Genomic DNA, 26,588 nt, shown 5'->3' with positions numbered 1-26,588 from the left:
ATTCGGCGACGATCGGGAGGCGCGAGCATGGCGACGGTACTGGTGAAGGGGCAGAACGGGGCACTGCCCACCGGCCCGGTGACGGTCGCGATCCGCTCGGCCGTCGCGGCCGACATCGCCGCGCTGCTGGTGACCGCGAGCGGAAAGGTCCGCTCCGACGCCGACTTCGTCTTCTTCAATCAACCGCAGGCGCCGGGTGTTTCGCTGCGCGACGGTGTGCTGACCGTGGATCCGGCGCAGCTGCCCGCGGAGATCGCGCAGGTGCGGGTGGTGCTCACCCTCGACGACCCGGGCGGCCGCTTCGGCGACCACCCGGCCCCGGTGGCGAGCGTGACCGGCTACGAGTACGTGGTGGACGGGCTGAGCAGCGAATCGGTGGTGATCGCGCTGGAGCTGTACCGGCGCGGCGCGGACTGGAAGGTGCGGGCAGTCGGCCAGGGGTACGCGGGCGGCTTCGCCGACCTGGTCACCGACCACGGTGTCGCGGTGGACGACGGGGCACCCGCGCAGCCGGTGGTGCGCTCGGTGCCGGGCGAGGCGAAGCTCTCGCTGGAGAAGCGGCAGAAGCTCGACCTGCGCAAGCGCGAGGTCTCCACGGTGCTGCACGCCAAGCGGGCGGGTGATGTCAGGGCGCGGGTCGTCCTGGTGATCGACAAGACCGGCAGCATGGCCAAGCAGTACCACCGCAAGGTCGTGCACCGGGTGGTCGAGCGGATGGTGCCGATCGCCATCCAGCTGGACGACGACGGCGCCATGGAGCCGTACCTCTACGCGCTGAAGTTCGCCGCGCTCCCGGAGATCCGGGTCGAGGAGGTCGAGCGCTGGTGCGACACGTTCCTGCACCTCAACGGCGTGCACGGCGGCATCGACTACGGCGCGCTCGGCGCCCGCAACGAGGAGCTGCCGATCATCGGCGAGATCATCGCCACGCTGCGCGCGGGCGGGCCGCCCACCCTGGTGCTGTTCTTCACCGACGGCGGCTTCGCGAAGAAGCGCGAGATCGCCGAACTCATGCGCACCGCGGCGCAGCTGCCAGCGTTCTGGCAGTTCGTGGGGCTCGGCAAGGCGAACTACGGGCTGCTGCGCTCGCTGGACGAGATGGACGGCCGGGTCGTCGACAATGCCGGGTTCTTCGCGCTGGACGACATCGACCTGGTGGACGACGCCGAGCTCTACGCGCGGCTGCTCGGCGAGTTCCCGGACTGGCTCCGGGCCGCCCGCGCGGCCGGTATCACCCGCTGAGCCGGTGGCTCAGCCGATGACGGCGTTCATGATGGTGCCCGCGCTGGTGGCGACGACGCCGCCGATCATGGCGCCCGCCACCATCTTCGGCGATTCCAGCCCGCCGCCGGTCCACTTCTCCCAGGCGAACTTGCCGCCGGCGAAGATGATCGCGACGATGCCCGCGAGCAGCACGAACCAGGTGAAGTAGCGGACGAGTTGCAGGAACTTGTCGGAGATCGGCGGCGCTTCCGGGCTGGGGTTACCGATCTGCGCCAGCGTGTCGTAGAACGCCAGCGTGTCGAGGGCGGAGGCCATGATCATGGTCTGCTCACTCCGGATCGTGGGTCAGGGCGGGGAACACTCATCGAATCGTATCCGGTCGCCGGGGCGGATGTGCCACCTCCGGCACGACTCGGTGCGCGTCGTCCGGTTTCGCGTACCCGGCGTCGCGCGGTTGCGGCGGGGAGGTGGCAGCACAGGGGCGGGTGGGGCAGTGCTGGGGCGTTCGGCCCGACAGCGGCGGCGGGGCGGGCCGGAGCCGTATCCTCGACGGGTAGCGAAATGTCCGTGGGCAGAACGTGTCCTGAAGAGGGGAGTGCAGCGGTGAGCATCATCCTGGCGTCGGTGGGGGACGCTTTCACGACGCTGGCCCAGGTGGGCAACCCGACGCCGGAGGCACCGCCGCTGTCGGACAAGATCATGCAGTTCGTCCGGTACATCACCTGGTTCGCGCTGCTCTCCGGCATCATCGCGATCATCTACGCCGGTGGCCGCTTCGCCTGGGAGAAGTGGAGCGGCAGCGGGCTGCAGTCGCCGAAGCAGATCGCCGGCGCCATGATCGGCGGTGTCGTCGCCACCAGCGCGGGCACCATCATGAACGCCGTGCTCAATATCTGAGGCCGCTCAGATCCGGGCGCCCTTGGCCCGGTTGCAGGCCCGGCACAGGATCTGCAGGTTGGCCGCGCTGGTCGCGCCGCCCCTGCTGATCGGGATGATGTGGTCGAACTCCAGGTAGTGGCCGTCGCCGCACTCCACGCAGCGCCCGCCGTCGCGCTGCCACACCGCGGCCTTGACCTCCTGCGGGACGCTGCGCGAATCGCGCTGCCCCGGGCTCAGCACCAGCCGCTTCGCCACCCGCAGCGCGCCCTCCAGCACTGCCGCCACGTACTCCGGATCGGCCACCGTGAAGGTGGCGCCGCCGCGCGCCGAGGTCGCCGCGACCACCACGTCGCCGCCCTGCACCCGCACCGAGACCACCCGCGCCCACGGCAGCTCGGTGCCGATGCCGTGCCCGGTGAAGCGCAGCTTCTTGTTGCTCGCGATCAGCCTGCCCTCGGTGCGGCGCGGGCCGCGGGCGAGCAGCCGCAGGTGCACGGCGGGGATGTCGAGGTGCACCGCCTCCTCGGGGTCGAGGTGCAGGCCGGGCGCGCGCACCAGCGGCAGCTGCCCGCCGCGCAGCCTGCTCAGGGTGTGCCCGCGCTGCATCCGGCGGCGCAGATCGTCGATCAGCGGGCCGCCGAGCCGGAGCTCGGTGACGGCGTGCTCGAACGATTCCAGCTCGTCGTCGAGCACCTCGCCGTCGGCGAAGGCAAAGGTGACCTGCCGCTCCACGTGCGCGATCCCGATCTCGCGCAGCAGCTCCCGGCCCCGGTGCTCCTCGATCCGCTGATAGCGCAGCCCGGCGAGCAGGTCGTCCCAGCCGGTGCCGTCGAGGCCGTCGGTGGCGAGCACCCGACGGGCCCGCGCCTGCCACTGCGCGAGGTACTCCGCGACCCGCTGCTCGCAGCTTCGGCACGGCGCGTGGCCACCGAGCATTCTGCGGCGCAGCTCGGCGCCGCAGCGCGGGCAGCGCCGGGAGCCCGCTGGCACGAACACCGCGGTCTCGGTGGTCCAGCCGGTGCCGTCCCACCAGCGCAGCCGGGTGCGGTCCTCCGGATCGGGGTGCCAGTCCGCACGCTCGGGGGCTGGCGGCGGTGGCGGCGGCAGCGCCCGGTGCGGCCGGGTGAGCTCCGGCCCGCGCCGATCGGATTCGGTGACGGCGACCCCGAATTCGGTGACCAGCCCGGCCAGCCCGCTCGCCCAGCCCTGGCCGACCGCGCGGAACCGCCAGCCGCCGTCGCGCCGGTAGAACTCGCCGAACAGCAGCGCCCGCACCGGCTCCACATCGGCGACGGCGAACCGCGCGACGGGGCCGTTCGCGTCCAGCACCTCCAGCGTCAGCCCGGACATCTCGGCGAAGGTGCCCGCGTCCAGCGCGCCGCCGATCACGATGCGCTGCACCGCGGCCTCGGTGCGCGGCAGCGAGACGCTGAGCCGCGCGGTGTGCGGCTCCGGCTGCTGATCCAGCGTGACGGCCTGGGACAGGTGCCGTGGCGCGTTGAAGAACACCAGATCCCGATCGGTACGGACCGTGCCCTCGGCGCCGAGCAGGAGCGCGACCGCGTCCATCGCGTGCTCGGAGCGCCACGAAATCACCACGGCCAACAGCGAACCCGGGACCTCGGTGTGCGCGCCCCTGCTCAGCTCCGGTGTGGTGGATCGTTCCATGGTGAAGGGAACTATGCCACGGGGCACCGACACGCCAGGACCGCCGGGGCGGGTGCCGGACGGTTCGGCCGTGCCGTCCGGCGCGGGCCGGAGTACGGTGGCTGAGGATTCGCCGAGCACCAGGAGATCAGCATCGTAGCCAGCCCCGCCCTCTCGCCCGCGCCCGTCATCCCGGTAGCCCGGTGCAGCGGCATCGTGAGCTGGTTCGACGCTGCGAAGGGGTTCGGGTTCCTGGCCGCGGACGACGACCCGGCTCCGGTCTTCGTGGAGTACACCGGTATCGAGGGTCCGGGGTATCGCACGCTGCACGCAGGGCAGCCGGTCACCTTCGTGCGCACCGTCGGGCCGCGCGGTCCGGAGGCCGGGGCTGTCCGGGCCGCGGACTGACCGCGCACCGGTAACTGCGGGCTGTGGGCCGACCTCGCCCCGGCGCTCGGGCGAGCTGCGGGGCCGGCTGCGCCCCGGCGGCTGGGCACGCTGCGGCCTTGCCCGCACTCCGCCGGTTCGGTGCGCTGCGCGTCAGCCGCGGACCGGTGCCGGGGCGAGCGCACGGTACGTCGCCGCCGCCTTGAGCACCATCTCCAGGTACTCCGCCTCGGGATCGGAGCCGAGCACGATGGCGCCGCCCGCGCCGATCCGCCAGCCGCCCGCCGAGCGCACCGCGGTGCGGATGACGATGTTCAGATCCGCGGTGCCGGAGACGTCCAGGTAGCCGATGGTGCCGGAGTAGACGCCGCGCGGTTCGGTCTCCAGCTCGTCGATGATCTCCATGGTGCGCAGCTTGGGCGCGCCGGTCATCGAGCCGCCGGGAAAGCAGGCGCGCAGCACGTCGACCGGACCCGCGTCCGGCCGCAGTGTGCCGCGCACCGTGGAGACCAGCTGGTGCAGCGTGGAGTACGACTCCACCGCCATGAGCTCGGGGACGTGCACGCTGCCGATCTCGCAGACCCGGCCCAGATCGTTGCGGAGCAGGTCGACGATCATCAGGTTCTCGGCGCGGGTCTTCGGGTCGCCGGCCAGCTCGCGGCGCAGCAGGTCGTCCTCGGCCTGGGTCGCGCCGCGCGGTGCGGTCCCCTTGATCGGCTTGCTCTCCACGGTTCCGGTGCGGTCGATGCGCAGGAAGCGCTCCGGCGAGGAGCAGGCGATATCGAGCTCGCCGAAGCGCAGGTAGGCGGCGTACGGCGCCGGGTTGCAGCGGCGGAGGGTGCGGTAGAGCGCGAGGCCGTCGCGGTCGTCGACGACCCGCGCGGCGTCGGTCAGGCAGATCTCGTAGGACTCGCCCGCGCGCAGCCGTTCCAGGCACACCCCGATGTCGGCGAGGTAGCGGCCGCGGCCGCGGCCGAGCAGCGGGGCGATGGCGGCGGGGTCGGCGGGGACGTTCAGCGGGGCCGGGTTGCTCCAGGTGGGCAGCTCGGCCAGCGCGGTCGCGGTTTCGGCCAGCCAGACCGCGCCGGCCTCGTCGCCGTCGTCCAGCGCGAGCAGGTGGGTGCGGGCGGCGACGTGGTCGACCACCACCATGCGGTCGGCGAAGATCCACTGGGCGTCCGGGGTCTCGGCGGTGTGCGCCGCGTTCCCGCCGCACTCGGCCTTCATCTCGTAGCCGAGGTAGCCGACGTAGCCGCAGGCGAAGTCGAACGGCAACGGCGGGCGCCGCACGTCGGAGCGCCGGCGCAGCTCGCTCGCCAGGTACTCCAGCACGCTGCCCGGCACGTATCGCACCCCGCCCGCCGACTCCACCCGCACCGCGCCCGCCCCCACCCGGTACCGCACCACCTCGGCCAGCGGACCGCTCGCGTCGCCGAGGAAGGAGAAGCGGTCGAGGCCGGGCTCGACATGTTCGCTGTCCAGCCAGAAGGCGGTGGGGGAGTCGGCGTAGAGCCGGAGGAAGACGGCCTCGGTGTCGATGGCGCGCGGGATCGCGGTGTGCCGCAGCACATATCGGGGGCGGTGCGGCGCCGGGGCCGGCCGCGGCGCCACGTTCCGCGCGGTCGGTGGCGGCCCCGTGTGCGGGCCGGGTACCGGCGCGGGTCCTCTTCCGGCCGGGTTCTCGGGTGGCGCGAGCCGCTCGTGTGAATCGGACGGCGGCGCGGTGCCGCGGCCGACCGGGCGGGAGGTGGCACCGCGGTTCGCGTGCCACTCCGGCCGCGAACCGCCGCCGGGTCGCTGCGCGCGTGCCGCGCCGCTTCCGCCGCGCGCGAAAGCCCCTTCCCTGCGCGTCAGTTCCGCGAAGTTGCGCAGCAGCGCCGCCCCGAACTCACTCGACACCGACTCCGGATGGAACTGCACCCCCCACTGCGGCCGATCCAGCCGCCGCACCCCCATGACCACCCCGTCGGCACTCCGCGCGGTCACCCGCAGCGAGCCGGGCAGCGGCTCCCGCGCGGCCAGCGAGTGATATCGCACCGCGGTGAAATCCGCGGGCAGCCCGGCGAAGAGCCCCGCCCCGTCGTGCGACACCCGATCCGGGTACCCGTGCCGGGGCACCGGCGCCGCCGCCACCACCCCGCCCGCGTCGACCACGATCCCCTGGTGCCCGAGGCACACCCCGAGCAACGGCAGCGCGGCGTCCCGGATCACCGCCGCCGAGATGCCGACGTCGCGCGCGACATCCGGCCGCCCCGGCCCCGGCGAGATCACGATGTTGTCGAAGCGCTCCAGCTCGAGATCCGCGATATCGGTGACCGCGTCGTTGCGCAGCACGACCGGCGGCACGCCGTTCACCTCGCCGAGCAACTGGTGCAGGTTGTAGGTGAACGAGTCGTAGTTGTCGATCAGGAGCGTGCGCATCGTGCTCAGAACCCTACGCCGAGCAGCACCGGAGCAACTGCTGCCGCACGCCTTCAGTTGAGCGGCGGAGCTAGGGCAGAATGTCGGCATGTCTGTAGCGCAACCGGCCGACGTGAAACGTGATGTGGTCGACTTCGCGGTCGTCGGTCAGTGGATGGAAGAGCGGGGGCTGCCCGGCGGACCGTTCGAGGACGTGGTGGCGCTCGGCGGCGGCACCCAGAACATCATGCTGAAGTTCCGCCGCGGCGGCCGCGAGTACGTGCTCCGCCGCGGCCCCGAACACCTGCGGTCCAAGTCCAACGAGGTGATCCGGCGCGAGGCCAGGCTGCTCGAGGCGCTGAACGGCACCGACGTGCGCGCGCCGCGCGTGATCGCCGCCAACCCGGACGAGACCCTGATCGGCGCCGTCTTCTACCTGATGGAGCCGATCACCGGCTTCAACCCGCAGACCGAGCTCCCCGAGCCGCACGCGAGCGACCCCGAGCTGCGCAGGGGCATGGGCCTCTCCGCGGTCGAGGCCATCGCCCGGCTCGGCGCCCTCGACCACCGCGAACTCGGCCTCGAGGATTACGGCCGCCCGGACGGCTTCCTGGAGCGGCAGGTGCCGCGCTGGCTCGGCGAGCTGGAGTCGTACACCCAGAACGAGGGCTACCCCGGCCCGCGGATCCCCGGCATCGACGCCGTCGGCGACTGGCTGGAGCGCAACCGCCCGGCCGAGTGGACGCCGGGCATCCTGCACGGCGACTGCCACCTGGCGAACATCATGTTCTCCTACGACGGCCCGGAGGTCGCCGCGCTGGTCGACTGGGAGATGTCCACCATCGGCGACCCGCTGCTCGACCTGGGCTGGCAGCTGGCGACCAGGCCGGAGCCGGGGACGACCGGCGCCGCGCTGGTCGGGCTGCTCGGCGCGGCGGGCGGGCTGCCGACCGCGGCCGAGATGGTCGAGCACTACGGCCGCTTCTCGACCCGCGACCTGAGCGCCGTCGACTGGTACACCGTGCTCGCCTGCTTCAAGCTCGGCATCGTGCTGGAGGGCACGCACGCCCGCGCCTTCGCGGGTAAGGCGCCGAGGCAGGTCGGCGACTTCCTGCATGCCATCACCCTCGAGCTCTTCGAGCGCGCGCAGCGGTTGATCTGATACTGGAACGTGTTCCGCCGGTCTACCAATCTTTGGCAGGGTGATTTCGCGACAGCACTAGAACGTGTTTCAATCTTCTCGTAGTGTAAGGGCTGTCACAGTCAGCCATGCGCATGCGAGAGGTCGACGCGAAATGAAGACGAAGGGCGCGATCCTGTGGGGGATCGACGAGCCGTGGTCGGTGGAGGAGATCGAGGTCGGTGACCCGGTCGCAGGTGAGGTGCAGATCCAGCTGGAAACGGCGGGGATGTGCCACTCCGACCACCACATCGTGACCGGCGCGACGCCGATGCCGTCCTTCCCGGTCATGGGCGGGCACGAGGGCGCGGGCGTGATCACCAAGCTCGGCCCGAACGTCCCCGCCGACCTGGCCGTCGGCGACCACGTGGTGCTCTCGTTCATCCCCGCCTGCGGCCGCTGTCCGGCCTGCGTGAGCGGCAACATGGCGCTCTGCGACCTCGGCATGGGGCTGCTCATGGGCCAGGCCATCAGCGACGGCACCTACCGGATCCAGGCGCGCGGGCAGAACGTCATCCCGATGTGCCTGCTCGGCACCTTCTCGCCGTACATGACGGTGCACCACACCTCGGTGGTGAAGATCGACCCCACCGTCCCGTTCGAGGTCGCCTGCCTGGTCGGCTGCGGCGTGCCAACGGGCTTCGGCTCGTCCACGCACGTGGCGCAGGTGCAGCCGGGCGAGACCGTGGTGATCGCGGGCATCGGCGGCGTCGGGATGAGCGCGCTGCAGGGCGCGGTGCTCTCCGGCGCCTCCAAGGTGGTCGCCATCGACCCGAACCCGTGGAAGCGTGAGCAGGCGCAGAAGTTCGGCGCGACGCACGCCTTCGCCAGCATGGCCGAGGCGATCGTCCCGCTCATGGAGGCCACCGAGGGCCGGATGGCGGAGAAGGTCGTGCTCACCATGGGTGAGATGCACGGCGACTACATCGAGGAGGGGCTCATCCTCACCAGCAAGGCGGGCACCGTCGTGGTCACCTCGATGGGCCGGATGGACGCCTCCGACGTCAAGCTGAACAGCTTCCTGCTCTCCATGCTGCAGAAGACCGTCAAGGGCTGCATCTTCGGCGGCGGCAACGCCCGCCAGGACATCCCGGCGCTGCTCCGGCTGTACAAGTCCGGCCAGCTCAACCTGGACGACATGGTGACCCGCAGCTACCGGCTGGAGGACATCAACCAGGGTTACCAGGACATGCTCGACGGCAAGAACATCCGGGGCATCATCAAGTACTCGGACGCCGATCGCTGATCGCGGCGACCACGGGCCCTCGGCACCGCCCGGTGTCGGGGGCCGGTCGGCTTTGTAGGCTCGGCGGCGTGCGCGCTTTCGAGGAACTACGGAACTGGCCGGTCGGGAACGCGGCGGCCGGTGTCGTCACCGCCGACGGCGCGGTGGCGACCACCGGTGACGCGGATCACGTCTTCCCGCTCGCCTCGGTGACGAAAACCCTGGTGGCGTATGCGGTTCTGGTCGCCGTCGAGGAGGGGGCGATCGAGCTCGACCAGCCGGCGGGGCCGCCCGGCGCCACCGTCCGGCACCTGCTCGCGCACGCCTCCGGCGTCGCCTTCGACAGCCGCGAGGTGGTCGCCGAGCCGGGCGCCAAGCGGATCTACTCCAGCGCCGGCTTCGAGCTGCTGGCCGAGCTGCTCGAGGCGGAGAGCGGGATCGCCTTCCCGGAGTACCTGCGCGAGGCCGTATTCGAACCGCTCGGTATGTTTCACTCGTCGCTGGACGGCCCGGCCGGGCACGGCGCCTGCTCCTCGGTGGCCGACCTGACCCGGTTCGCCGCCGAGTTGCTGGAGCCCGCGCTGATCTCCACGGAGACCCATGCGGCCGCGGTGTCCGTGCAGTTCCCCGGGCTCGACGGCATCCTCCCCGGCTACGGCAGGCAGCGCCCGAACGACTGGGGACTCGGTTTCGAGATCCGCGACGGGAAGTCCCCGCACTGGACCGGGAGCACCAATTCCGGCCGCTCGTACGGCCATTTCGGCCAGTCGGGCACCTTTCTGTGGGTGGACCCGGAAATCCGGGTGGCGTGCGTCGCGCTGAGCGACGAGAATTTCGGGGACTGGGCACGGGGGGCGTGGCCCGCGTTCAGCGACGCGGTGATCGCCGAGAAGTCACTCGGGGTCGACACGGGGGCCGAGTAACACTTGTAACTCCGAGCACTCCAGTACACTCGGGCAACGCCAGCTCCGTCGGGCCGTTGGGGAAGACGTCCCTCGTCGAAGCTGGAGGTGTCAATGGTGCGCGCATCGAGTCAATTCTCTGATGCGACGGCGGGAGTGGTGTACATCCACTCCTCGCCTGCCGCGCTGTGCCCGCACGTCGAGTGGGCTCTGACCTCGGCGCTCGGCGCCCCCGCCAAGCTCACCTGGACCGGTCAGCCCGCCGCCGCGGGCCAGCTCCGCGCCACCAGTGACTGGGTCGGCCCGGTCGGCACCGCCGCCCGGATCGCCCGCTCGCTGCGCGACTGGCCGGTGCTGCGCTTCGAGGTGACCGAGGATCCGAGCGACGGCGTCGACGGCGAGCGCTACAGCTTCGTGCCCGGCCTCGGGCTGTGGCACGGCAGCACCAGCGCCAACGGCGACGTGCAGGTCGGCGAGATGCGGCTGCGCTCGATGCTCGACGCCGCCCGCGAGATCGGGCGGTACTACGACCTCTCCGCCGAGATCGAGCGCGCGCTCGGCACGGCGTGGGACGAGGAACTCGAGGCGTTCCGGGGCGGGTACGAGGGTGGAGCCGAGGTCACCTGGCTGCGCCGCGATGTCGGTTGACCCCGGCCGGACCGACTCCACCATCCGGCGCGGGCTGCGCGAGAGCGGCACCCTGCTGATCGGCCACACGCACACCGGCGACATTCGCCATCATGACCGCGACCCCGCAAGGTCGGCAATCCGCGGAAGCTCGACGAGAGCGCCGACTGCTCGTGCGCGCCGGCTCCGGTATCACCTGGCTCGGCGTCCGGGCCGTCGATCATGTCCACCCTCGCCCGGTCTTCGCCGCATGGACCGGCAGCGTGTTCGTCTTCGCCTCCAACGCGGGTGCTGCCACAACGGCGCATCTGGATGCCGACGGCAGCGCCTCGCTCGGGATCGACCTGTCGACCCTGCGCCTGGTCGTCGAGGGCCACGCCGCACGCATCGTCACCGCCACCGGTCTCGCTGACGCCTCGACCGTGTTCCGCGAGGTCTACGACTGGCCCACCACCGTCGCAGGCGCCCCCCTCCGGCGGCCCGCCCTACCGCGGCTACGCCCTCACCCCGGCCCGCGCCTTCGCCTTCCCCACCGCGGACCAGGTGCACCCCGCCCGCTTCCGCTGGTGATCATGCGTCGGCGTCGCTCGTGCCGACGATGACCGCCCGCCCGACCGTGTGCGGAATCATCAGCACATTCAGCAGCGCGAGGCTCGCGCCCTCCGGAACCTCCAGTCGATCCACCGAAAGCGCCGTCGCGCAGACGAACAGCCGATGGATGCCGGTGCCGGGCGGCGGCTGCACCCCCGAGTAGGCCGCCTCTCCCAGATCGTTGGTCAGCGCAATGGCGCTGGTCGGCAGCTCGGCGCCCGCGTCGATGCTCCCCGCCCCGGCGGGCACGTCCTTGACCACCCAGTGCCAGAGCCCGCCCGGAATCGGCGCATCGGCATCGAACGCGGTGATGACCAGGCTGCGGGTTCCCCCGGGGAGGTTCTGCCACGTCAGCGCGGGCGACCGACCGGCCCCGTTCCCGGTGTTGTAGCAGGCCCCCGGAAGCGGTCCGCCGTTCTCGAAATCCGCGCTGCTGAGGGTGAATTCGGCGGCGGGGATGGCGAGTGCGTAGGGGTCGTAGCTCACTGTCGGATCCTCCTCGGATCGGTCGATTCATACAGCTTTGCTGTACATCGGGAACGTACAGCGAAGCTGTATAGTTTGTCCAGTGGACGAAGCCGACTACTCCCCCACCGACGCTGAGCACCTCCGCCTCGCGATCGGAAGATTCGTGCGCCGGGTCCGCGGCGCCGACACCATGCCCGCAGGTCAGGCAGCGGTCCTCGGCCACCTACGCAGGGATGGGCCACTCGCGATCGTCGCGCTGGCCGAGCGGGAGCGCGTCCGCCACCAGACCATGGCCCGAAGCGTGAAGTTGCTGACAGACCAGGGGTTGGTCGAGGTAGGCCCCGATCCCGTCGACCGGAGGCGAGTCGTTGTCACGCTCTCGGCGGCAGGAAGCGCTCGCTTGGACGACGAGCAGGCGAGTCGTGCGGATTGGATCGCGCAAGCCGCGCAGGTGCAGCTGACCGCTCAGGAGCGCGCGGTACTCAAGCGCTTCCCCGCCGTCCTCGGGAAGCTCATCGCCGACGACAGATGACTTTCTACGGTCGCGAGGTGTACTCGGCCCAGCGATCAACGGCCTGTTCGAGATCGAGCGCCGCGACCTCCGTGGGAGCCATGCCGACCGTGTGGATCAACCGGCGAGCGAGCCAGTCGGGGACCGGTTCGCGCGGCGGTTCCGGCGCACCGCCGAAGGATTCCATGTTCCGCCCGAGCCGCTCGACCACCGACCCGAGTCTGCTGAACTCCGGCAACCGACCGGCGGCCGCGACGATGCGGGCAGTCGCCTCCGCGTAGACCTCGGAGTCGGCGTGCGCTCCGATCGCCCAGACCTCGCAGACCTCGATGGTCTGCTGGTCGACGACCCGGTACACGACCCGCCAGGTGTTGCGGCCGACCACAAGCTTGCGAAACCCCGTCAGTTCACCACCGAGCGGATATCCGGCCTGCGGCGAATCCAGCAGTAAGAGAATCTTTTTGAGAACTTTGGGCACGGCATCGGGGCCGAGCTTTCGGAGATCATCGATCGCCGCGTCGGTGAAGAGGACCTCGACCACCGGTCTACTCGGTGTCCTCGAGTTCGGCGAGCGACTGCCTCGTGTGCCCGAAGGCGTCGAGCACGTCATCGAGCGACGTGCGATTGCCGCAATCGGTAGCGGCCCGTGCGAGCACCAGCGCGAGGTCACGCAGATCGGATTCCGCCCGATCCAGCTCGGCGAGCCGATCCATTCCGACCACGGCGGCAACCGGCCGGTGATGCCGGGTGACCACTAGGTCGGCACCGCCTTCGGCATCCGCGACCAATCCGGCGACACCTCGCCGTGCGGCGTCGGAGACGCTCAGCTCGCGGGAGTTGTGCAGCATGGACATGCCGCGACTGTACAGAAATCTGGCTACCTTTTCACAGTGTTGCCGCTGACTACAGCAACGTCGCCCGTGCGCGCACGCACAGGCCGACGCTTCCGGGATCGATGGTGATGGACAGGTCCGTGAACTCTCCCGTCTGGACAAACGTCGTGAACGCCACAACCTTGTGATCGAACAACCAGGAGTCATCGCCCGGCACTTCGGCCGGGTCAGCGAGATGACGCGACAGCCACCGCACCACCTCCCCGACCTCATCTAGATTTCCGCCCACCGCAGACCGGCCGAGCGCGTCACTCCGGCAAGATGAGCCCCACGTCAGACCACGTGGGAGGTATGGGGCGAGTCCAGCGTCTGGAGAAGGCCCCGCATACCAGCCGATATCGTGTGGGCGCAGAGGGGATCGAACCCCCGACCGCTGGTGTGTAAAACCAGTGCTCTACCGCTGAGCTATACGCCCCTGGACCGGCCGGAAACGAATCCGGCGCGGCGGTCTATGAATCTAGCGCGGCGAGCGCTTTCTCCCAAGCCGCCTGGTCACGAGCCTCCCCGGGCCCGTTCATCTCGGCGAACCGGACGATCCCGGCGCGGTCGATCACGAACGTGCCGCGGTTCGGAATCCCGGACTTCTCGTTGAAGACCCCGTACGCCTGAGCCACGGCGCCGTGCGGCCAGAAGTCGGAGAGCAGGGGGAAGGTGTAGCCCTGTTCGGCGGCCCAGATCTTGTGGGTGGGCGGCGGGCCGACGGAGATGGCGAGGATCTCGGCGTCGTCGTTCTGGAACTTGGGCAGCTCGTCCCTGACCTTGCACAGCTCGCCCTGGCAGATGCCGGTGAAGGCCAGCGGGTAGAACACGATCAGCACGTTCTTGCGGCCGCGGTAGTCGGCGAGCGAGACGCTCTGGTTGTTCTGGTCCTTCAGCGTGAAGTCCGGCGCGGGCGAGCCCACCTCCAGCGGCATGCGCGAATCCTTCCTCTCCTCCGGTCGGCGCGAGACGCGCCTGCCCGCGGGCAACACCTCAACGAAAGGGGTCAGCGCTGTTTGGAGGGCGCCTTGGGCTGCACCAGCCGGCTGCCGACCCAGGCGCCGAGGCTGATCACGGAGGTCTGGGTGAGGCCTGCGGTGGGCGCGGCCTCGGCGATCTCGCTGGGATCGACGTGGCCGGGCTGGCCGGTCTTGGGGGTGAGCACCCAGATGAAGCCGTCGTCGGAGAGCGGGCTGATGACGTCCATCAGCTCGTCGGCGAGGTCACCGTCGCCGTCGCGCCACCAGAGCAGCACGGCGTCGACCACCTCGTCCGAGTTCTCGTCGACCATCTCGCTGCCGCTCACCTCTTCGATGTCGGCGCGGAGATCGTCGTCGGCGTCCTCGTCCCAGCCCAGCTCCTGGACAACCAAGCCGTGGGTGATGCCAAGCTTCTCTGCGAAGTTCTGCGCGTCCGCCGCGGCAACCACGGTGGTGTCCTCCTCAACTTCCGACTACAGGTAGCTGCAAGCGAACATGGTTCTTGCTCGCAGCGCAAGCCGATCGGCCGAAAAGCCATCGGAATGTCGTACGCGGTGACTGCCTATATCACCGCGCGGGGCAGCTGTCCCTGACCGTGTTGCGGGCATCGTTGACCCGTTTGCTGGCGCCGTTCAGCCCGCCGACCGGGGCGGTGTAGGTCATCGCCCGCGTCGCCCCGGCGAGGGCCCGCGCGGCGTTCACGTACTCGGTGAGCTTGCCGGCGAGATCGCCGGGCAACGCGCCAGCGGCCTGGTTGACCCCGGTCTCGACCTTGTTCGCGGCGTCCTCGAGGGTGCTGGCGGCGCCGTCCCGCTTCGGGACGTAGTCGGGGGCGTTCGAATCGTGCGCGTCGACGAACTCGTTGTACTTCGACACGCCGACCCCGGTGATGCCGGGGAACTGGCCGCAGTTGTCGGCGATGGCCTTGGCCTCGGCGGCGGCCTTGCGCGACGAGGTCGCGGCGGCCGAGGAGGCGGCGGCCTCGGTCTTGTAGGCGGAGACGTCGACCTCGTTCGCCGCCGCTGTGCCGTCGACCCGGTTGGCGCAGCCCGCGGCGAGCAGCCCGGTCGAGACGGCCACGGCCGCGCACATCAGTCCGAACCCGCGTGGGTTCCGCATCATCGTCCTCCCCGCTGTCGAGCACTCCGGCGGCAACACCGTCGTTCCCTCTCGAACGTACTGGATTCCCGGCTGGAATGATGACCTGGGACGCACCATCGGCAAGGATGGTTCGTGCGCCCGAACCTTTCGTATCGGGCGGGGCGCCGACCAGCGTGCTCGCCCGGGGAACCAGACGCCATCAGCATGTCCACCCCTGTACGAGGAGCCGATTTGACCGACCTGATCCACTCTTCCGCACCGGCGCGACCCGCCGGAGACGACCGCACCGGGGAACCGGCCGGCGCCGCGGGAACCGACCCCACCGGGTCCGTTCCGCAGTCCGGCCGGGTGCGGGTGATTCGCGAAGGCGTGGCCTCCTACCTACCCGACATCGACCCGGAGGAGACCAGCGAATGGCTGGAGTCCTTCGACCAGATGCTGGACCGGGAGGGCCCCGGCCGCGCGCGCTACCTCATGCTCCGGCTGCTGGAGCGGGCCGGGGAGCGCCGCGTCGCGATCCCGGCACTCACCTCCACCGACTACGTGAACACCATCCCCACCGAGAACGAACCGTGGTTCCCCGGCGACGAGGAGGTGGAGCGCCGCTTCCGGGCCTGGATCCGGTGGAACGCCGCGATCATGGTGCATCGCGCGCAGCGGCCAGGCATCGGCGTCGGCGGGCACATCTCCACCTACGCCTCGTCGGCGGCGCTCTACGAGGTGGGCTTCAACCACTTCTTCCGCGGCAAGGACCACCCGGGCGGCGGCGACTCGATCTTCATCCAGGGCCACGCCTCGCCCGGCATCTACGCCCGCGCGTTCCTGGAGGGCAGGCTCTCCACGGACAAGCTGGACGGCTTCCGGCAGGAGTACAGCCACGGCGGCCCCGGCCACGGCCTGCCGTCCTACCCGCACCCGCGGCTGCTCGACACCTTCTGGGAGTTCCCGACGGTCTCCATGGGGCTCGGCCCGATGAACGCCATCTACCAGGCGCGGTTCAACCACTACCTGCACGACCGCGGCATCAAGGACACCTCGGACCAGCACGTCTGGGCGTTCCTCGGCGACGGCGAGATGGACGAGCCGGAGTCGCGCGGCCTCGCGCACGTCGCGGCGCTGGAGGGGCTGGACAACCTGACCTTCGTGGTGAACTGCAACCTGCAGCGCCTCGACGGCCCGGTCCGCGGCAACGGCAAGATCATCCAGGAACTGGAGTCGTTCTTCCGCGGCGCGGGCTGGAACGTCATCAAGGTGATCTGGGGCCGGGAGTGGGACGCGCTGCTCGGCGCCGACCGCGACGGCGCGCTGGTGAACCTGATGAACACCACGCCGGACGGCGACTACCAGACCTACAAGGCGAACGACGGCGCCTACGTGCGCGACCACTTCTTCGGCCGCGACCCGCGCACCAAGGCGCTGGTGCAGGATCTCTCCGACCCGGAGATCTGGAATCTCAAGCGCGGCGGCCACGACTACCGCAAGGTCTACGCGGCGTACGCGGCGGCGATGGCGCACAAGGGCCAGCCGACGGTGATCCTGGCCAAGACGATCAAGGGCTACACCCTCGGCAAGCACTTCGAGGGCCGCAACGCGACGCACCAGATGAAGAAGCTGACGCTGCAGGACCTCAAGGAGTTCCGCGATCTGCAGCGCATCCCGATCAGCGACGCCGAGCTGGAGAAGGATCCGTACCTGCCGCCGTACTACCACCCGGGCATGGACTCCCGCGAGGTCCAGTACATGCTGGGCAGGCGCAAGGCGCTCGGCGGGTTCCTGCCGGAGCGGCGCACCGCGGTGCAGCCGCTGAAGCTGCCCGGCGACGAGGCGTACAAGTCGATCCGCAAGGGCTCGGGCAAGCAGAACGTGGCCACCACCATGGCGCTGGTCCGGCTGCTGAAGGAGCTGCTGCGGGACAAGGAGATCGGCAAGCGGATCGTGCCGATCATCCCGGACGAGGCGCGCACCTTCGGCATGGACTCGTGGTTCCCTTCGCTGAAGATCTACAACCGCAACGGGCAGCTCTACACCTCGGTCGACGCCGAGCTCATGCTGGCCTACAAGGAGAGCAGCGTCGGGCAGATCCTGCACGAGGGGATCAACGAGGCCGGCTCGACGGCCTCGTTCACCGCGGCGGGCACCTCCTACGCCACGCACGGCGAGCCGATGATCCCGCTCTACATCTTCTACTCGATGTTCGGCTTCCAGCGCACCGGCGACGGGCTCTGGGCCGCCGCCGACCAGCTGGCCCGCGGCTTCGTGCTCGGCGCCACCGCCGGGCGCACCACGCTGACCGGCGAGGGGCTGCAGCACAACGACGGCCACTCGCTGCTGCTCGCCTCGACCAACCCCGCCGTCGTCTCCTACGACCCGGCCTACGCCTTCGAGATCGCGCACATCGTGCGGGACGGGCTGCGCCGGATGTACGGCGGCACGCCGGGCGTCGACGGCTTCGGCGGGGAGAACATCTTCTACTACATCACCCTCTACAACGAGCCGTACCCGCAGCCGCCCGAGCCGGAGAACGTGGACGTGGCGGGGCTGCTCAAGGGCATCTACCGCTACCGGGCGGGCACCGAGGGCGAGCTGCCCGCGCAGATCCTGGTCTCCGGCGTCACCGTGCCCGCGGGGCTGCGCGCGCAGGAGCTGCTCGCGAAGGAGTGGAACGTGCGGGCCGATGTCTGGTCGGTGACGTCCTGGGGCGAGCTGCGCCGGGACGGGCTGGCGAAGGAGATCGCGGCGCTGCGGCACCCGGGCGAGGACCAGGGCGTTCCGTACATCACCGAGGCGCTGGCCGAGGCCGAAGGCCCGATCGTGGCGGCGTCGGATTGGCTGCGGGCGGTGCAGGATCAGATCCGCCAGTGGGTACCCGGTGACTACATCACGCTGGGCACCGATGGTTTCGGCTTCTCCGACACCCGCCCGGCCGCGCGCCGGGTGTTCAATGTGGATGCCGAGTCGATCACGGTCGCGGTGCTGGCCGGGCTGGCGAGGGCCGGGAAGATCGACGCGGGCAAGGCCGCCGAGGCGGCCGCGAAGTACCGCATCGACGACGTCACCGCCGCGCCGGAGGCCGACGTCGACGACGAGTAGCGGCGAGGGACCACAGACCGGCGCCGAAAACGGAAGGGATCGTGGAACGTAAACCACCGCGGCCGAGGCGGATCTCGGACACCTCGTCGGAGCACGAGGTCTACCTGCCGACCGGCGCGCTCTCGCCGAACCGGCAGAACCGGGACCCGCTGCCGGACACGCTGCTCAGGCGGGTCAAGCAGTTCTCCGGCCGGCTCTCCACCGAGGCGGTGGGGTCCATGCAGGATCGGCTGCCGTTCTTCGCCGATCTGGACGCCGCGCAGCGCGCGGGCGTGCAGATGCTGGTGCAGACCGCGGTGGTGAACTTCCTGGAGTGGTTGCAGGACCCGGAGAGCGACATCCGGTTCAGCCTGGACGCCTTCCAGGTGTTCCCACAGGACCTGGCGCGGCGGCTGACGCTGCGCCAGACCGTGGACATGGTCCGGGTGGCCATGGAGTTCTTCGAGCAGTGGCTGCCCGCGCTCGCCCGCAACGACCGGCAGCTGGTCGCGCTCACCGAGGCGGTGCTGCGGTACGGGCGCGAGCTCGGCTTCGCGGCCGCCTCGGTGTACGCCAGCGCGGCGGAGTCGAGGGGCGCGTGGGACACCAGGCTGGAGGCGCTGGTGGTGGATGCCGTCGTGCGCGGCGACACCGGCCCCGACATGCTCTCCAGGGCCGCCACGCTCAACTGGGACGCCACCGCGCCCGCCACCGTGCTCGTCGGCATCCCGCCGCGCGAGCAGGGCGTCTCGGCGGTCGGCGGGGTGCACACCATCGCGGCGCGGCACGACAGGGCCGCGCTCGCGGTGGTGCAGGGCACCCGGCTGGTGATGGTGGTCAGCGGGCCGCTCGGCGAGCCGGGGCACGAATCGGCCTTCCTCGGCGACCTGCTCGCCGAGGTCTTCTCCGACGGCCCGGTGGTGATCGGGCCGACCACCCGCACGCTCGGCGCCGCGCACGCCAGCGCGGTGGAGGCGCTGGCCGGGATGGAGGCGGTGGTCGGCTGGCGCGCCGCGCCGCGGCCGGTGCACGCCGCGGAGTTGTTACCGGAACGCGCCTTGTTGGGGGACCGTGCTGCGGTCGAGGCGATGGTCGACTACGTTGTGCTTCCGTTGGCAGCGGCCGGCTCGGCCCTGGCGGACACCCTGGATGCCTACCTCGATTGCGGGGGCGCGGTCGAGACTTGCGCCCGCCAGCTGTACATCCATCCAAATACTGTGCGCTATCGCCTGAAGCGCATCGCGGAAGTCACCGGCCGGGATCCGATGAATTCGCGCGATGCCTACGTGCTCAGGATTGCTGCAACAGTGGGTCGTTTGACACGAACTCGTAACGAATCGTCATCAACATCATCAGAAGACACTCCTTCCCCGGCGGGTCCTGACGGACTGTAACGGCCAACCCGGTTCGGTCGATCGGGCCGCTTCACGAGGGCGTTTGTGGAACCCCCACAAAACGAGTCGGAAACCTTCATCGGTGCCGACATCTCGTAGTAGGTCCCTCACAGTGTTTTCTTAGAGACGTGATCGCGTTGCTCGCACCCGGACAGGGATCCCAGACACCCGGCATGCTCGTGCCCTGGCTCGAGGTGCCCGGCGCTGCCGATCGCCTCGCGCTCTGGAGCAAGGCGTCGGGGCTGGATCTGGTCCGCCTCGGCACCACCGCCACCGCGGAGGAGATCACCGACACCGCGGTGACCCAGCCGCTCGTGGTCGCCGCGGCGCTGCTCGCGTTCGCGGAGATCGACCCGGATTCGCTGCCCGCGGATACCATCGTGGCCGGGCACTCGGTCGGCGAGCTCGCGGCCGCCGCCGTGGCCGGCGTCATCACGCCGGACGAGGCGGTCACCCTGGCCGCGATCCGCGGCGGGGAGATGGCGAAGGCGTGCGCGCTGGAGCCGACCGGGATGTCCGCGGTGCTCGGCGGCGACGAAGCCGCCGTGCTCGCCCGGCTCGCGGAGCTCGACCTGGTTCCGGCCAATCGCAACGCGGCCGGGCAGATCGTGGCCGCCGGCGCGGTGGAGGCCCTCGCGGAACTCGCCGCCAACCCGCCCGAGAAGGCGCGCATCCGCGCCCTTCCGGTGGCGGGTGCGTTCCACACCGCGTACATGGCGCCCGCTCAGGACGCCGTGACCGCGGCGGTCGCGAAGATCACACCCGGCGAGCCGGTGCGCACCCTGCTCTCCAATTTCGACGGCAAGCCGGTGGCTTCCGGGCAGGACGCGATCGACAAGCTCGCGGCGCAGGTCACCCGCCCTGTGCGGTGGGATCTGTGCACCGAGACCAGCAGGCGGGCCGGGGTCTCGGCGGTGGCGGAGCTGCCACCGGCAGGCACCCTCGTCGGCATCGCGAAGCGGGAGCTGAAGGGGACGCCGACGCTGGCGCTGAAAACCCCCGAAGACCTCCCCGCGTTGGCCGCGCTCACGAGCTCCGGCTAGCTTTCCCACGGTCGCGCGGCAATCGACACGCGACCGTGACCCGGCCGGACGGTAACCAAAGTCCGGTTCGGATCGAAAACCCAGTAGAGCCCTACTCAGCAGAAACAAGAAGGGAGCCACCAAAGTGGCCGCTCTGACCCAGGAACAAATCGTCGAGGAACTCGGCAAGATCATCGAGGAAGTGACCGGCATCGAGCCGTCCGAGGTGACCGTCGAGAAGTCCTTCGTCGATGACCTGGACATCGACTCGCTGTCCATGGTCGAGATCGCTGTGCAGACCGAGGACAAGTACGGCGTCAAGATCCCGGACGAGGATCTCGCCAGCCTGAAGACGGTCGGCGACGCCGTCAATTACATCCAGAAGCTCGAGGCCGAGAACTCCGATACGGCCGCCGAGCTCAAGGCCAAGTTCGACAACGCCGAGTAGGGCTGAACCAGTGACCACTCCTTCCACCAAGAACGGGAACTTTCCCAACGTCGTCGTCACGAGCCTGGCGGCGACCACGTCGATCGCCGGTGACGTCGATGCGACGTGGAAGGGACTCCTCAACGGCGAGAGCGGCATCGACGTTCTCGAGGATGACTTCATCGAGGAATACGACCTGCCGGTCCGCATCGGCGGCCACCTGAAGGTGCAGCCGGAGACCCTGTTGACCAGGGTCGAGGCCCGGCGCATGTCCTACGTGGAGCAGCTCTCGACCGTGCTCGGTCGTGAGGTCTGGCGCAATGCCGGCAGCCCGGAGGTCGATCCCGAACGCCTCGGCGTCGCGATCGGCACCGGCCTCGGCGGCGGCGACGCCCTCATCGACTCGGTCGACAAGCTGAAGAACGGCGGCTACCGCAAGGTATCCCCGCTGGCCGTGCAGATGGTCATGCCGAACGGCCCCTCCGCGGTCGTCGGCCTCGAATTGAAGGCGCGGGCGGGAGTGGTCACTCCGGTCTCGGCGTGCTCGTCCGGCTCCGAGGCCATCGCCAACGCATGGCGAATGATCGTCATGGGCGATGCCGACATCGTCGTCACCGGCGGTGTCGAAGGCTTCATCGACGCGGTGCCGATCGCGGCGTTCTCCATGATGCGCGCGATGAGCACCCGCAACGACGATCCGAGGGGCGCCTCGCGCCCCTTCGACAAGGATCGGGACGGCTTCGTGTTCGGCGAGGCGGGCGCCCTCATGGTCATCGAGACCGAGGAGCACGCCAAGGCCCGCGGCGCCACCATCCACGCCAGGCTGCTCGGCGCGGGAATCACCTCCGACGGCTTCCACCTGGTCGCCCCGGACCCGGAGGGCAGTGGCGCCGCGCGCGCCATCACCCGCGCGCTGCAGACCGCCGGTCTGCAGAAGAGCGACATCACCCACATCAACGCGCACGCGACCGCCACCCCGATCGGCGACACCGCCGAGGCGAGGGCGATCGGCAAGTCGCTGGGTAACCACGCTTCGGTGTACGCGCCGAAGTCGGCCCTCGGGCACTCGATCGGTGCGGTGGGCGCACTGGAGTCGGTGCTCACCGTGCTCAGCATCCGGGACGGCATCGTCCCGCCGACGCTGAACCTGGAGAACCAGGATCCGGAGATCGATCTCGACGTGGTGCACGGTGAAGCCCGGCGCCAGGAAATCGAGTACGCGGTCAACAACTCCTTCGGTTTCGGCGGGCACAACGTGGCGCTCGCCTTCGGTCGGGCCTGAGCAACACCGACCGCACAACGGAATACGACGGGGGCCTGGCGATTCGCCGGGCCCCCTTCGGTCCTCAGAGAACCCTTCTCGCCGGGCGCGGCGCCATCGAGCGCTGCCGTCGGCCGACCCTGCCCTCGAACAGGAGGTGAGCGCGATGACGATCATGGCCCCCGCGTTCCGACCGGACACCGCCACCGATCCGCGCGACCCGCTCGGCCGGCTGGAGCGGTTCTTCGACGCGGGCACGCTCCTGCCGCTGCACCCGCGCGACCGCTCCGGCGTGCTCGCCGCGATCGGTGAGGTGGACGGGGTGCGCACCGTCGCCTACTGCTCGGACGCCACCGTGATGGGCGGCGCCATGGGCGTGGACGGCTGCAAGCACATCGTCTCCGCCATCGACACCGCGCTGGATTCCGGCGCGCCCGTGGTCGGGCTCTGGCACTCCGGCGGCGCGCGGCTGGCCGAGGGCGTCGAGGCGCTGCACGCGGTCGGGCTGGTCTTCGAGGCCATGGTCCGGGCGTCCGGGCGGATCCCGCAGCTCTCCGTCGTGCTCGGCTTCGCGGCGGGCGGCGCCGCCTACGGGCCCGCGCTCACCGACATCGTGATCATGGCGCCCGAGGGGCGGGTCTTCGTCACCGGCCCGGACGTGGTGCGCAGCGTCACCGGCGAGCAGGTCGACATGGCCACGCTCGGCGGCCCGGAGACGCACGGCAAGAAGTCCGGGGTCACCCACATCGTCGCGAACGACGAGGCCGACGCCCTGCACCGGGCCCGCCGCCTGGTCTCCATGTTCGCCGAGCAGGGCGAGTTCGACCTGGCCGCGGCGGCGCGCGGCGACGTCGACCTCAAGGCGCTGCTGCCGGAGTCGCCCCGCCGGGCCTACGACGTCAAGCCGGTGGTGCACGAGCTGCTCGACAACGTCGACGGCGAATCCACCTTCGAGGAGCTGCAGGGCGGCTACGCGCGCAGCATGGTCACCGGGCTCGGCCGGCTCGGCGGGCGCACCGTCGGCGTGCTCGCGAACAACCCGCTGCGGCTCGGCGGCTGCCTGAACTCGGAGAGCGCCGAGAAGGCGGCCCGCTTCGTTCGGCTCTGCGACGCCTTCGGGATTCCGCTGGTCGTGCTCACCGACGTCCCCGGCTACCTGCCCGGCGTGAGCCAGGAGTGGGACGGCGTCGTCCGCCGCGGCGCCAAGCTGCTGCACGCCTTCGCCGAGGCGCGGGTGCCGCGCGTGACGCTGGTGACCCGCAAGATCTACGGCGGCGCCTACATCGCCATGAACGCCCGCGCGCTCGGCGCCACCGCGGTCTACGCCTGGCCCGGCTCCGAGGTCGCGGTCATGGGGGCCAAGGCCGCCGTCGGCATCCTGCACAAGAAGGCGCTCGCCGCCGCTCCGGAGGGGGCGGAGCGCGAGGCGCTGCACGAGCGGCTCACCGCCGAGCACGAGCAGATCGCGGGCGGGGTCGAGCGGGCGGTCGCCATCGGGGTGGTGGACGAGGTCATCGACCCGGCCCGCACCCGGAGCACGCTGGCCGCCGCGCTGGCGTCGGTGCCCGCGGTGCCGAGCCATCACAAGAACATCCCGCTCTAGCAGGCGGTTCCGGCGGTAGCATCGCCGGATGCGCTACCAGGATCTCGCCGACGTGTCGTGCTCGATCACCCGGCCGCTCGTCGTGTTCGGGGACCGCTGGACGCTGCTCATCCTCAAGTGCTGCTTCACCGGGATCCGGCGGTTCAACGGGTTCCAGAGCGCGCTCGGGATCTCGCGGAGCAGGTTGCTCGATCGGCTGGATCGGCTGATCGAGCACGGAATCCTGGTCAAGGCGGAGTCGGGGGAGTACCGGCTCACGCCGAAGGGGCACGACATCTACCCGGTGCTGCTCGCCATCCGGGACTGGGGTGACGCGCACATGGCGCCGGAGGGGCCGCCGGTGCGGTACACGCACCGGGATTGTTCCGGCGAGGCGCATGTGCGGCTGGGGTGCGATCACTGCGGGGCGGAGATGACGGCGCGGGATGTGGTGCCCGAGCCGGTGAGCCCGGGCTGAGTCCGGGAGGCTGTGGCGCGCGCGGCGACGGGTGGCTCGGGTGCCCGGCCGGTCGCTGTCAGGCGCTGTGGAAGTGGACGGTGTCGGTCAGGTCGGCGCGGGTGGTGCGGAAGTTGTTGACCGGGTGCTCGGGGTCGGGGTAGCCGAAGGAGATGCCTGCGACCACGCGGTGGTCGTCGGGGATGCCGAAGTGGCGGCGGACGAAGGGGGCGTAGGTGGCCAGCGCGGCCTGCGGCGCGGCGCCGAGGCCGAGGCTCTGCGCGGCGAGCAGGAAGCTGTTCAGGTAGAGGCCGCAGTCGACGGCGGCGTAGACGCCGAGCTCGGCGGGGGTGCTGACGATCGCGACGTGCGGGGCGTCGAAGAAGTCGAAGTTGCGCATGGTCTGCCGGAAGGCGGCCGCCCTGTCGCCGCGCTCGATCCCGACGCTGGCGTACAGCTGGCTGCCGCACTCGCGGCGCCGCTGCTGGTAGACGCCGGCGTAGCCGGGCGGGAAGGGGAAGTCGGGGCCGCCGTCGGGGGCGGTCAGGTGCTCGCCGAGCGCGGTACGGAAGCGCTCGGTGCCCGCGCCGTCGGTGACCTCGACCCGCCAGGGCTGGGTATTGCACCAGGACGGGGTGCGCTGCGCGGCGAGCAGCAGCTGCTCGAGGGTCTCCCGCGGCACCGGCTCGGGGCGGAACTGACGACAGGTCCAGCGTTCGTCCAGCAGGCGGCGCAGCGCGGTGTACTGGTCGGTCTCGATCGCTGTCATCGGGCTCCCTCGATATTGGTCTCTTTTCGGGACCGAACAGTAGCAGCGGGATTCGCTGTCGAGAAGTGTCCGGAGGTGGACCCGGTGCGCCGGGTTCGGTGGCGTACGCCACACTCTGCGGCACAATCGGCGCATGGTCGATCCCCCCGCTGCTCGCGGCGGCCCGTCCCGGGCCGGACCGAGCGCGGACCGTGCCGACCGGGACCGGAAGCGGCACGGGCGGCACTACACCCCGCCCGCGCTCGCCGGATTCCTGGCGCGGCGGTTGCTGGCGCACGCGCCGGACGGGCCGGTGCTGCGGGTGCTCGACCCGGCCTGCGGGGACGGGGAGCTGCTGCTCGCGGTGGCCGGGGAGGTGGCGCGGGTGCGGCCGGGGACGCGGCTGGAGCTGGTCGGGCACGATCTGCACGCGGCGGGGTTGCGGGTGGCGCGGAGCCGGGCGACGGCGGCGGGGGTCGCGGTGCGCTGGCTGGCCGGGGATTTCCTCGCCGCGGCGGACGCGCTGCCCGCGGGGGAGTTCCACGCGGTCATCACCAATCCGCCGTATGTGCGGACGCAGCAGCTCGGCGGGGTCGCCGCGACGGAGTTGCGGGCCAGGTACGGGCTGCGCGGGCGGATCGATCTGACGCATCCCTTCGTCGCGTCGGCGGCGCGGTTGCTCGCGCCCGGCGGGGTGCTCGGGTTGCTCTGCGCGAATCGGTACCTGACCACGCGGGCCGGGGCGAATGTGCGGGAGTTGCTGCGCGGGGAGTTGGCGCCGGTCGAGCTGTACGACCTCGGGGATACGAAGCTGTTCGCGGCGGCGGTTCTGCCCGCGGTGACGATCGCCGTCAAGGGGGAGGTGGGCCGGCCGTGCCGGTACGTCTCGGTGTACCAGGTGGGTGGTGCTGTTCCCGGCGCGGAGCCGGTCGAGCTGTTCGAGGCGGTGCTCGCGCCGCGGGGGCGGCGGATCGTGCTCGGGGAGCGGGAGTTCGCGGTGGAGGTGGGGGTGCTCGTCACCGGGGAGGTGGAGTCCGCCGCCGGGGTTCCCGCGGCTGGTCCGGTGGCCTCGGGCGCGGTGTCGGGATCGGCCTCGGGGGTAGCGGGCGGAGGTCCTGGATCGGCTGCCGGGATTGTGGGCGGGGGTGGTTCCGGGTCGGGAGCGGCGGCTGTGGCCGGAGGGCGTGAGCCGGCGCGGGGCGTCGCGGACGCGGGAGTTCCGTCGGCTGCGCGGGGTGCGCTGAGGGGCGGCGCGGCCTCCGGGCGAGGGAGTGCGGGGCCGTGGCGGCTCTCGCATCCGGAGCTGGATGCCTGGTTGGGTGCGATCGATGGGGCGACCTGGCGGCGGGCCGGGGAGTTGGGGCGGATTCGGGTGGGGATCAAGACGACGGCGGATTCGGTGTTCATCTCGGATCGGTGGGAGGCGATGCGGCCGAGCCCGGAGCCGGAGCTGCTGCGGCCGCTGCTGACGCACGACGATCTGGCGCCGTGGCGGATCGAGCGCGGGCGCGATGTCCGGGTGCTGTACCCGTACGACGCCGCCGCGGCCCGGCGCACCCCGGTCGACCTCGCGCGATACCCTGCCGCCGCGGCGTACCTGGCATCGCACCGGGAGACGTTGACCGCCAGGCACT

General features: G+C 70.9%; 27 protein-coding genes, 1 tRNA gene and 1 pseudogene. 17 read left to right on the top strand and 12 right to left on the bottom strand.

Features of this window, described 5'->3' with window-relative positions:
- Positions 1 to 27 precede the first annotated feature (27 nt).
- Positions 28 to 1,242, top strand: a complete 1,215-nt coding sequence (locus ACFO0B_RS29460) for a vWA domain-containing protein (RefSeq protein ID WP_378616592.1) — start codon at positions 28 to 30, stop codon at positions 1,240 to 1,242.
- Between the two features lie 9 nt (positions 1,243 to 1,251).
- Here the strand turns inward: ACFO0B_RS29460 and ACFO0B_RS29455 are convergent, their stop codons facing one another.
- Positions 1,252 to 1,545, bottom strand: a complete 294-nt coding sequence (locus ACFO0B_RS29455) for a hypothetical protein (RefSeq protein WP_233016630.1) — start codon at positions 1,543 to 1,545, stop codon at positions 1,252 to 1,254.
- A gap of 282 nt (positions 1,546 to 1,827) precedes the next feature.
- Between ACFO0B_RS29455 and ACFO0B_RS29450 the strand changes: the two genes are divergently transcribed.
- On the top strand, positions 1,828 to 2,121 hold the full coding sequence (locus ACFO0B_RS29450; RefSeq protein WP_067654870.1) for a hypothetical protein: 294 nt from the start codon (positions 1,828 to 1,830) through the stop codon (positions 2,119 to 2,121).
- 6 nt (positions 2,122 to 2,127) lie between these two features.
- Here the strand turns inward: ACFO0B_RS29450 and ACFO0B_RS29445 are convergent, their stop codons facing one another.
- Positions 2,128 to 3,771 carry a TerD family protein gene (locus tag ACFO0B_RS29445; RefSeq protein ID WP_378616589.1) on the bottom strand — a complete coding sequence of 548 codons (1,644 nt, stop codon included), beginning with the start codon at positions 3,769 to 3,771 and terminating at the stop codon, positions 2,128 to 2,130.
- Positions 3,772 to 3,939: 168 nt separating this feature from the next.
- On the opposite strand from ACFO0B_RS29445, the gene ACFO0B_RS29440 reads away from it, so the two are divergent.
- On the top strand, positions 3,940 to 4,158 hold the full coding sequence (locus ACFO0B_RS29440; protein ID WP_378617285.1) for a cold-shock protein: 219 nt from the start codon (positions 3,940 to 3,942) through the stop codon (positions 4,156 to 4,158).
- A gap of 132 nt (positions 4,159 to 4,290) precedes the next feature.
- Here ACFO0B_RS29440 and pabB read toward each other — a convergent pair whose 3' ends face one another.
- Positions 4,291 to 6,558 carry an aminodeoxychorismate synthase component I gene (pabB, locus tag ACFO0B_RS29435; RefSeq protein WP_378616587.1) on the bottom strand — a complete coding sequence of 756 codons (2,268 nt, stop codon included), beginning with the start codon at positions 6,556 to 6,558 and terminating at the stop codon, positions 4,291 to 4,293.
- Between the two features lie 88 nt (positions 6,559 to 6,646).
- On the opposite strand from pabB, the gene ACFO0B_RS29430 reads away from it, so the two are divergent.
- From ACFO0B_RS29430 to ACFO0B_RS29410, 5 genes are all read left to right on the top strand, one after another.
- Positions 6,647 to 7,699, top strand: coding sequence for a phosphotransferase family protein (locus ACFO0B_RS29430; protein WP_378616585.1), 1,053 nt, complete (start codon positions 6,647 to 6,649; stop codon positions 7,697 to 7,699).
- A 133-nt stretch (positions 7,700 to 7,832) separates the two neighbouring features.
- Positions 7,833 to 8,963, top strand: a complete 1,131-nt coding sequence (locus ACFO0B_RS29425) for an NDMA-dependent alcohol dehydrogenase (RefSeq protein ID WP_378616583.1) — start codon at positions 7,833 to 7,835, stop codon at positions 8,961 to 8,963.
- A 68-nt stretch (positions 8,964 to 9,031) separates the two neighbouring features.
- The gene (locus ACFO0B_RS29420; protein WP_378616581.1) at positions 9,032 to 9,865 is read left to right on the top strand and encodes a serine hydrolase domain-containing protein; all 834 of its coding nucleotides are present in this window, start codon (positions 9,032 to 9,034) and stop codon (positions 9,863 to 9,865) included.
- A gap of 96 nt (positions 9,866 to 9,961) precedes the next feature.
- On the top strand, positions 9,962 to 10,492 hold the full coding sequence (locus ACFO0B_RS29415) for a DUF3145 domain-containing protein (RefSeq protein ID WP_378616579.1): 531 nt from the start codon (positions 9,962 to 9,964) through the stop codon (positions 10,490 to 10,492).
- 92 nt (positions 10,493 to 10,584) lie between these two features.
- Positions 10,585 to 11,073 carry a hypothetical protein gene (locus ACFO0B_RS29410; RefSeq protein ID WP_378616577.1) on the top strand — a complete coding sequence of 163 codons (489 nt, stop codon included), beginning with the start codon at positions 10,585 to 10,587 and terminating at the stop codon, positions 11,071 to 11,073.
- Here the strand turns inward: ACFO0B_RS29410 and ACFO0B_RS29405 are convergent.
- On the bottom strand, positions 11,042 to 11,548 hold the full coding sequence (locus ACFO0B_RS29405) for a YbhB/YbcL family Raf kinase inhibitor-like protein (protein WP_378616575.1): 507 nt from the start codon (positions 11,546 to 11,548) through the stop codon (positions 11,042 to 11,044). The two genes, ACFO0B_RS29410 and ACFO0B_RS29405, sit on opposite strands and share 32 nt — an antisense overlap.
- A gap of 82 nt (positions 11,549 to 11,630) precedes the next feature.
- On the opposite strand from ACFO0B_RS29405, the gene ACFO0B_RS29400 reads away from it, so the two are divergent.
- Entirely contained in the window at positions 11,631 to 12,062 is a 432-nt protein-coding gene (locus ACFO0B_RS29400; protein ID WP_378616573.1) for a MarR family winged helix-turn-helix transcriptional regulator, read from the top strand.
- Between the two features lie 4 nt (positions 12,063 to 12,066).
- On the opposite strand, the gene ACFO0B_RS29395 is transcribed toward ACFO0B_RS29400, so the two are convergent.
- The 7 genes from ACFO0B_RS29395 to ACFO0B_RS29365 form a co-directional block, all read right to left on the bottom strand.
- On the bottom strand, positions 12,067 to 12,582 hold the full coding sequence (locus tag ACFO0B_RS29395; RefSeq protein WP_378616571.1) for a type II toxin-antitoxin system RelE family toxin: 516 nt from the start codon (positions 12,580 to 12,582) through the stop codon (positions 12,067 to 12,069).
- A gap of 4 nt (positions 12,583 to 12,586) precedes the next feature.
- Positions 12,587 to 12,895, bottom strand: a complete 309-nt coding sequence (locus ACFO0B_RS29390; protein WP_378616569.1) for a hypothetical protein — start codon at positions 12,893 to 12,895, stop codon at positions 12,587 to 12,589.
- A 49-nt stretch (positions 12,896 to 12,944) separates the two neighbouring features.
- Positions 12,945 to 13,163: a DUF6879 family protein gene (locus ACFO0B_RS29385; protein WP_378616567.1), complete on the bottom strand. Its 219-nt coding sequence runs from the start codon at positions 13,161 to 13,163 to the stop codon at positions 12,945 to 12,947.
- A gap of 114 nt (positions 13,164 to 13,277) precedes the next feature.
- Positions 13,278 to 13,349: transfer RNA gene (locus ACFO0B_RS29380), tRNA-Val, on the bottom strand.
- A gap of 34 nt (positions 13,350 to 13,383) precedes the next feature.
- Positions 13,384 to 13,848 carry a peroxiredoxin gene (locus tag ACFO0B_RS29375; protein ID WP_378616565.1) on the bottom strand — a complete coding sequence of 155 codons (465 nt, stop codon included), beginning with the start codon at positions 13,846 to 13,848 and terminating at the stop codon, positions 13,384 to 13,386.
- Positions 13,849 to 13,919: 71 nt separating this feature from the next.
- Positions 13,920 to 14,342: a DUF3052 domain-containing protein gene (locus ACFO0B_RS29370; protein WP_378616563.1), complete on the bottom strand. Its 423-nt coding sequence runs from the start codon at positions 14,340 to 14,342 to the stop codon at positions 13,920 to 13,922.
- A 118-nt stretch (positions 14,343 to 14,460) separates the two neighbouring features.
- Entirely contained in the window at positions 14,461 to 14,973 is a 513-nt protein-coding gene (locus tag ACFO0B_RS29365; RefSeq protein ID WP_378616561.1) for a hypothetical protein, read from the bottom strand.
- A 252-nt stretch (positions 14,974 to 15,225) separates the two neighbouring features.
- On the opposite strand from ACFO0B_RS29365, the gene aceE reads away from it, so the two are divergent.
- The 7 genes from aceE to ACFO0B_RS29330 all read left to right on the top strand — a co-directional run bounded on the left by aceE (position 15,226) and on the right by ACFO0B_RS29330 (position 24,227).
- Positions 15,226 to 18,084, top strand: coding sequence for a pyruvate dehydrogenase (acetyl-transferring), homodimeric type (gene aceE / locus ACFO0B_RS29360; RefSeq protein WP_378616559.1), 2,859 nt, complete (start codon positions 15,226 to 15,228; stop codon positions 18,082 to 18,084).
- A 71-nt stretch (positions 18,085 to 18,155) separates the two neighbouring features.
- Positions 18,156 to 19,457, top strand: coding sequence for a PucR family transcriptional regulator (locus tag ACFO0B_RS29355; RefSeq protein WP_378617283.1), 1,302 nt, complete (start codon positions 18,156 to 18,158; stop codon positions 19,455 to 19,457).
- 128 nt (positions 19,458 to 19,585) lie between these two features.
- Positions 19,586 to 20,500, top strand: coding sequence for an ACP S-malonyltransferase (locus tag ACFO0B_RS29350; protein WP_378616558.1), 915 nt, complete (start codon positions 19,586 to 19,588; stop codon positions 20,498 to 20,500).
- A 124-nt stretch (positions 20,501 to 20,624) separates the two neighbouring features.
- A complete protein-coding gene (gene acpM / locus ACFO0B_RS29345; protein ID WP_378616556.1) occupies positions 20,625 to 20,927 on the top strand; it encodes a meromycolate extension acyl carrier protein AcpM in 303 nt (100 codons plus the stop codon).
- Positions 20,928 to 20,937: 10 nt separating this feature from the next.
- Entirely contained in the window at positions 20,938 to 22,188 is a 1,251-nt protein-coding gene (locus tag ACFO0B_RS29340; RefSeq protein ID WP_378616554.1) for a KasA/KasB family beta-ketoacyl-ACP synthase, read from the top strand.
- Between the two features lie 145 nt (positions 22,189 to 22,333).
- Complete coding sequence (locus ACFO0B_RS29335; protein WP_378616552.1) at positions 22,334 to 23,770, top strand: acyl-CoA carboxylase subunit beta; 1,437 nt, start codon at positions 22,334 to 22,336, stop codon at positions 23,768 to 23,770.
- A gap of 28 nt (positions 23,771 to 23,798) precedes the next feature.
- On the top strand, positions 23,799 to 24,227 hold the full coding sequence (locus tag ACFO0B_RS29330; protein WP_378616550.1) for a winged helix-turn-helix transcriptional regulator: 429 nt from the start codon (positions 23,799 to 23,801) through the stop codon (positions 24,225 to 24,227).
- Positions 24,228 to 24,285: 58 nt separating this feature from the next.
- Here ACFO0B_RS29330 and ACFO0B_RS29325 read toward each other — a convergent pair whose 3' ends face one another.
- Positions 24,286 to 24,975, bottom strand: a complete 690-nt coding sequence (locus ACFO0B_RS29325) for a nitroreductase (RefSeq protein WP_378616548.1) — start codon at positions 24,973 to 24,975, stop codon at positions 24,286 to 24,288.
- 133 nt (positions 24,976 to 25,108) lie between these two features.
- Between ACFO0B_RS29325 and ACFO0B_RS29320 the strand changes: the two are divergent.
- Positions 25,109 to 25,759 (top strand): annotated as a pseudogene (locus ACFO0B_RS29320) (Eco57I restriction-modification methylase domain-containing protein); the annotation flags it as partial.
- Positions 25,760 to 26,588: the final 829 nt, after the last annotated feature.

This window comes from Nocardia jiangsuensis (genome assembly GCF_042650385.1).
Taxonomy (GTDB): domain Bacteria; phylum Actinomycetota; class Actinomycetes; order Mycobacteriales; family Mycobacteriaceae; genus Nocardia; species Nocardia jiangsuensis.
This window is presented reverse-complemented; position numbering and strand designations above follow the sequence as displayed.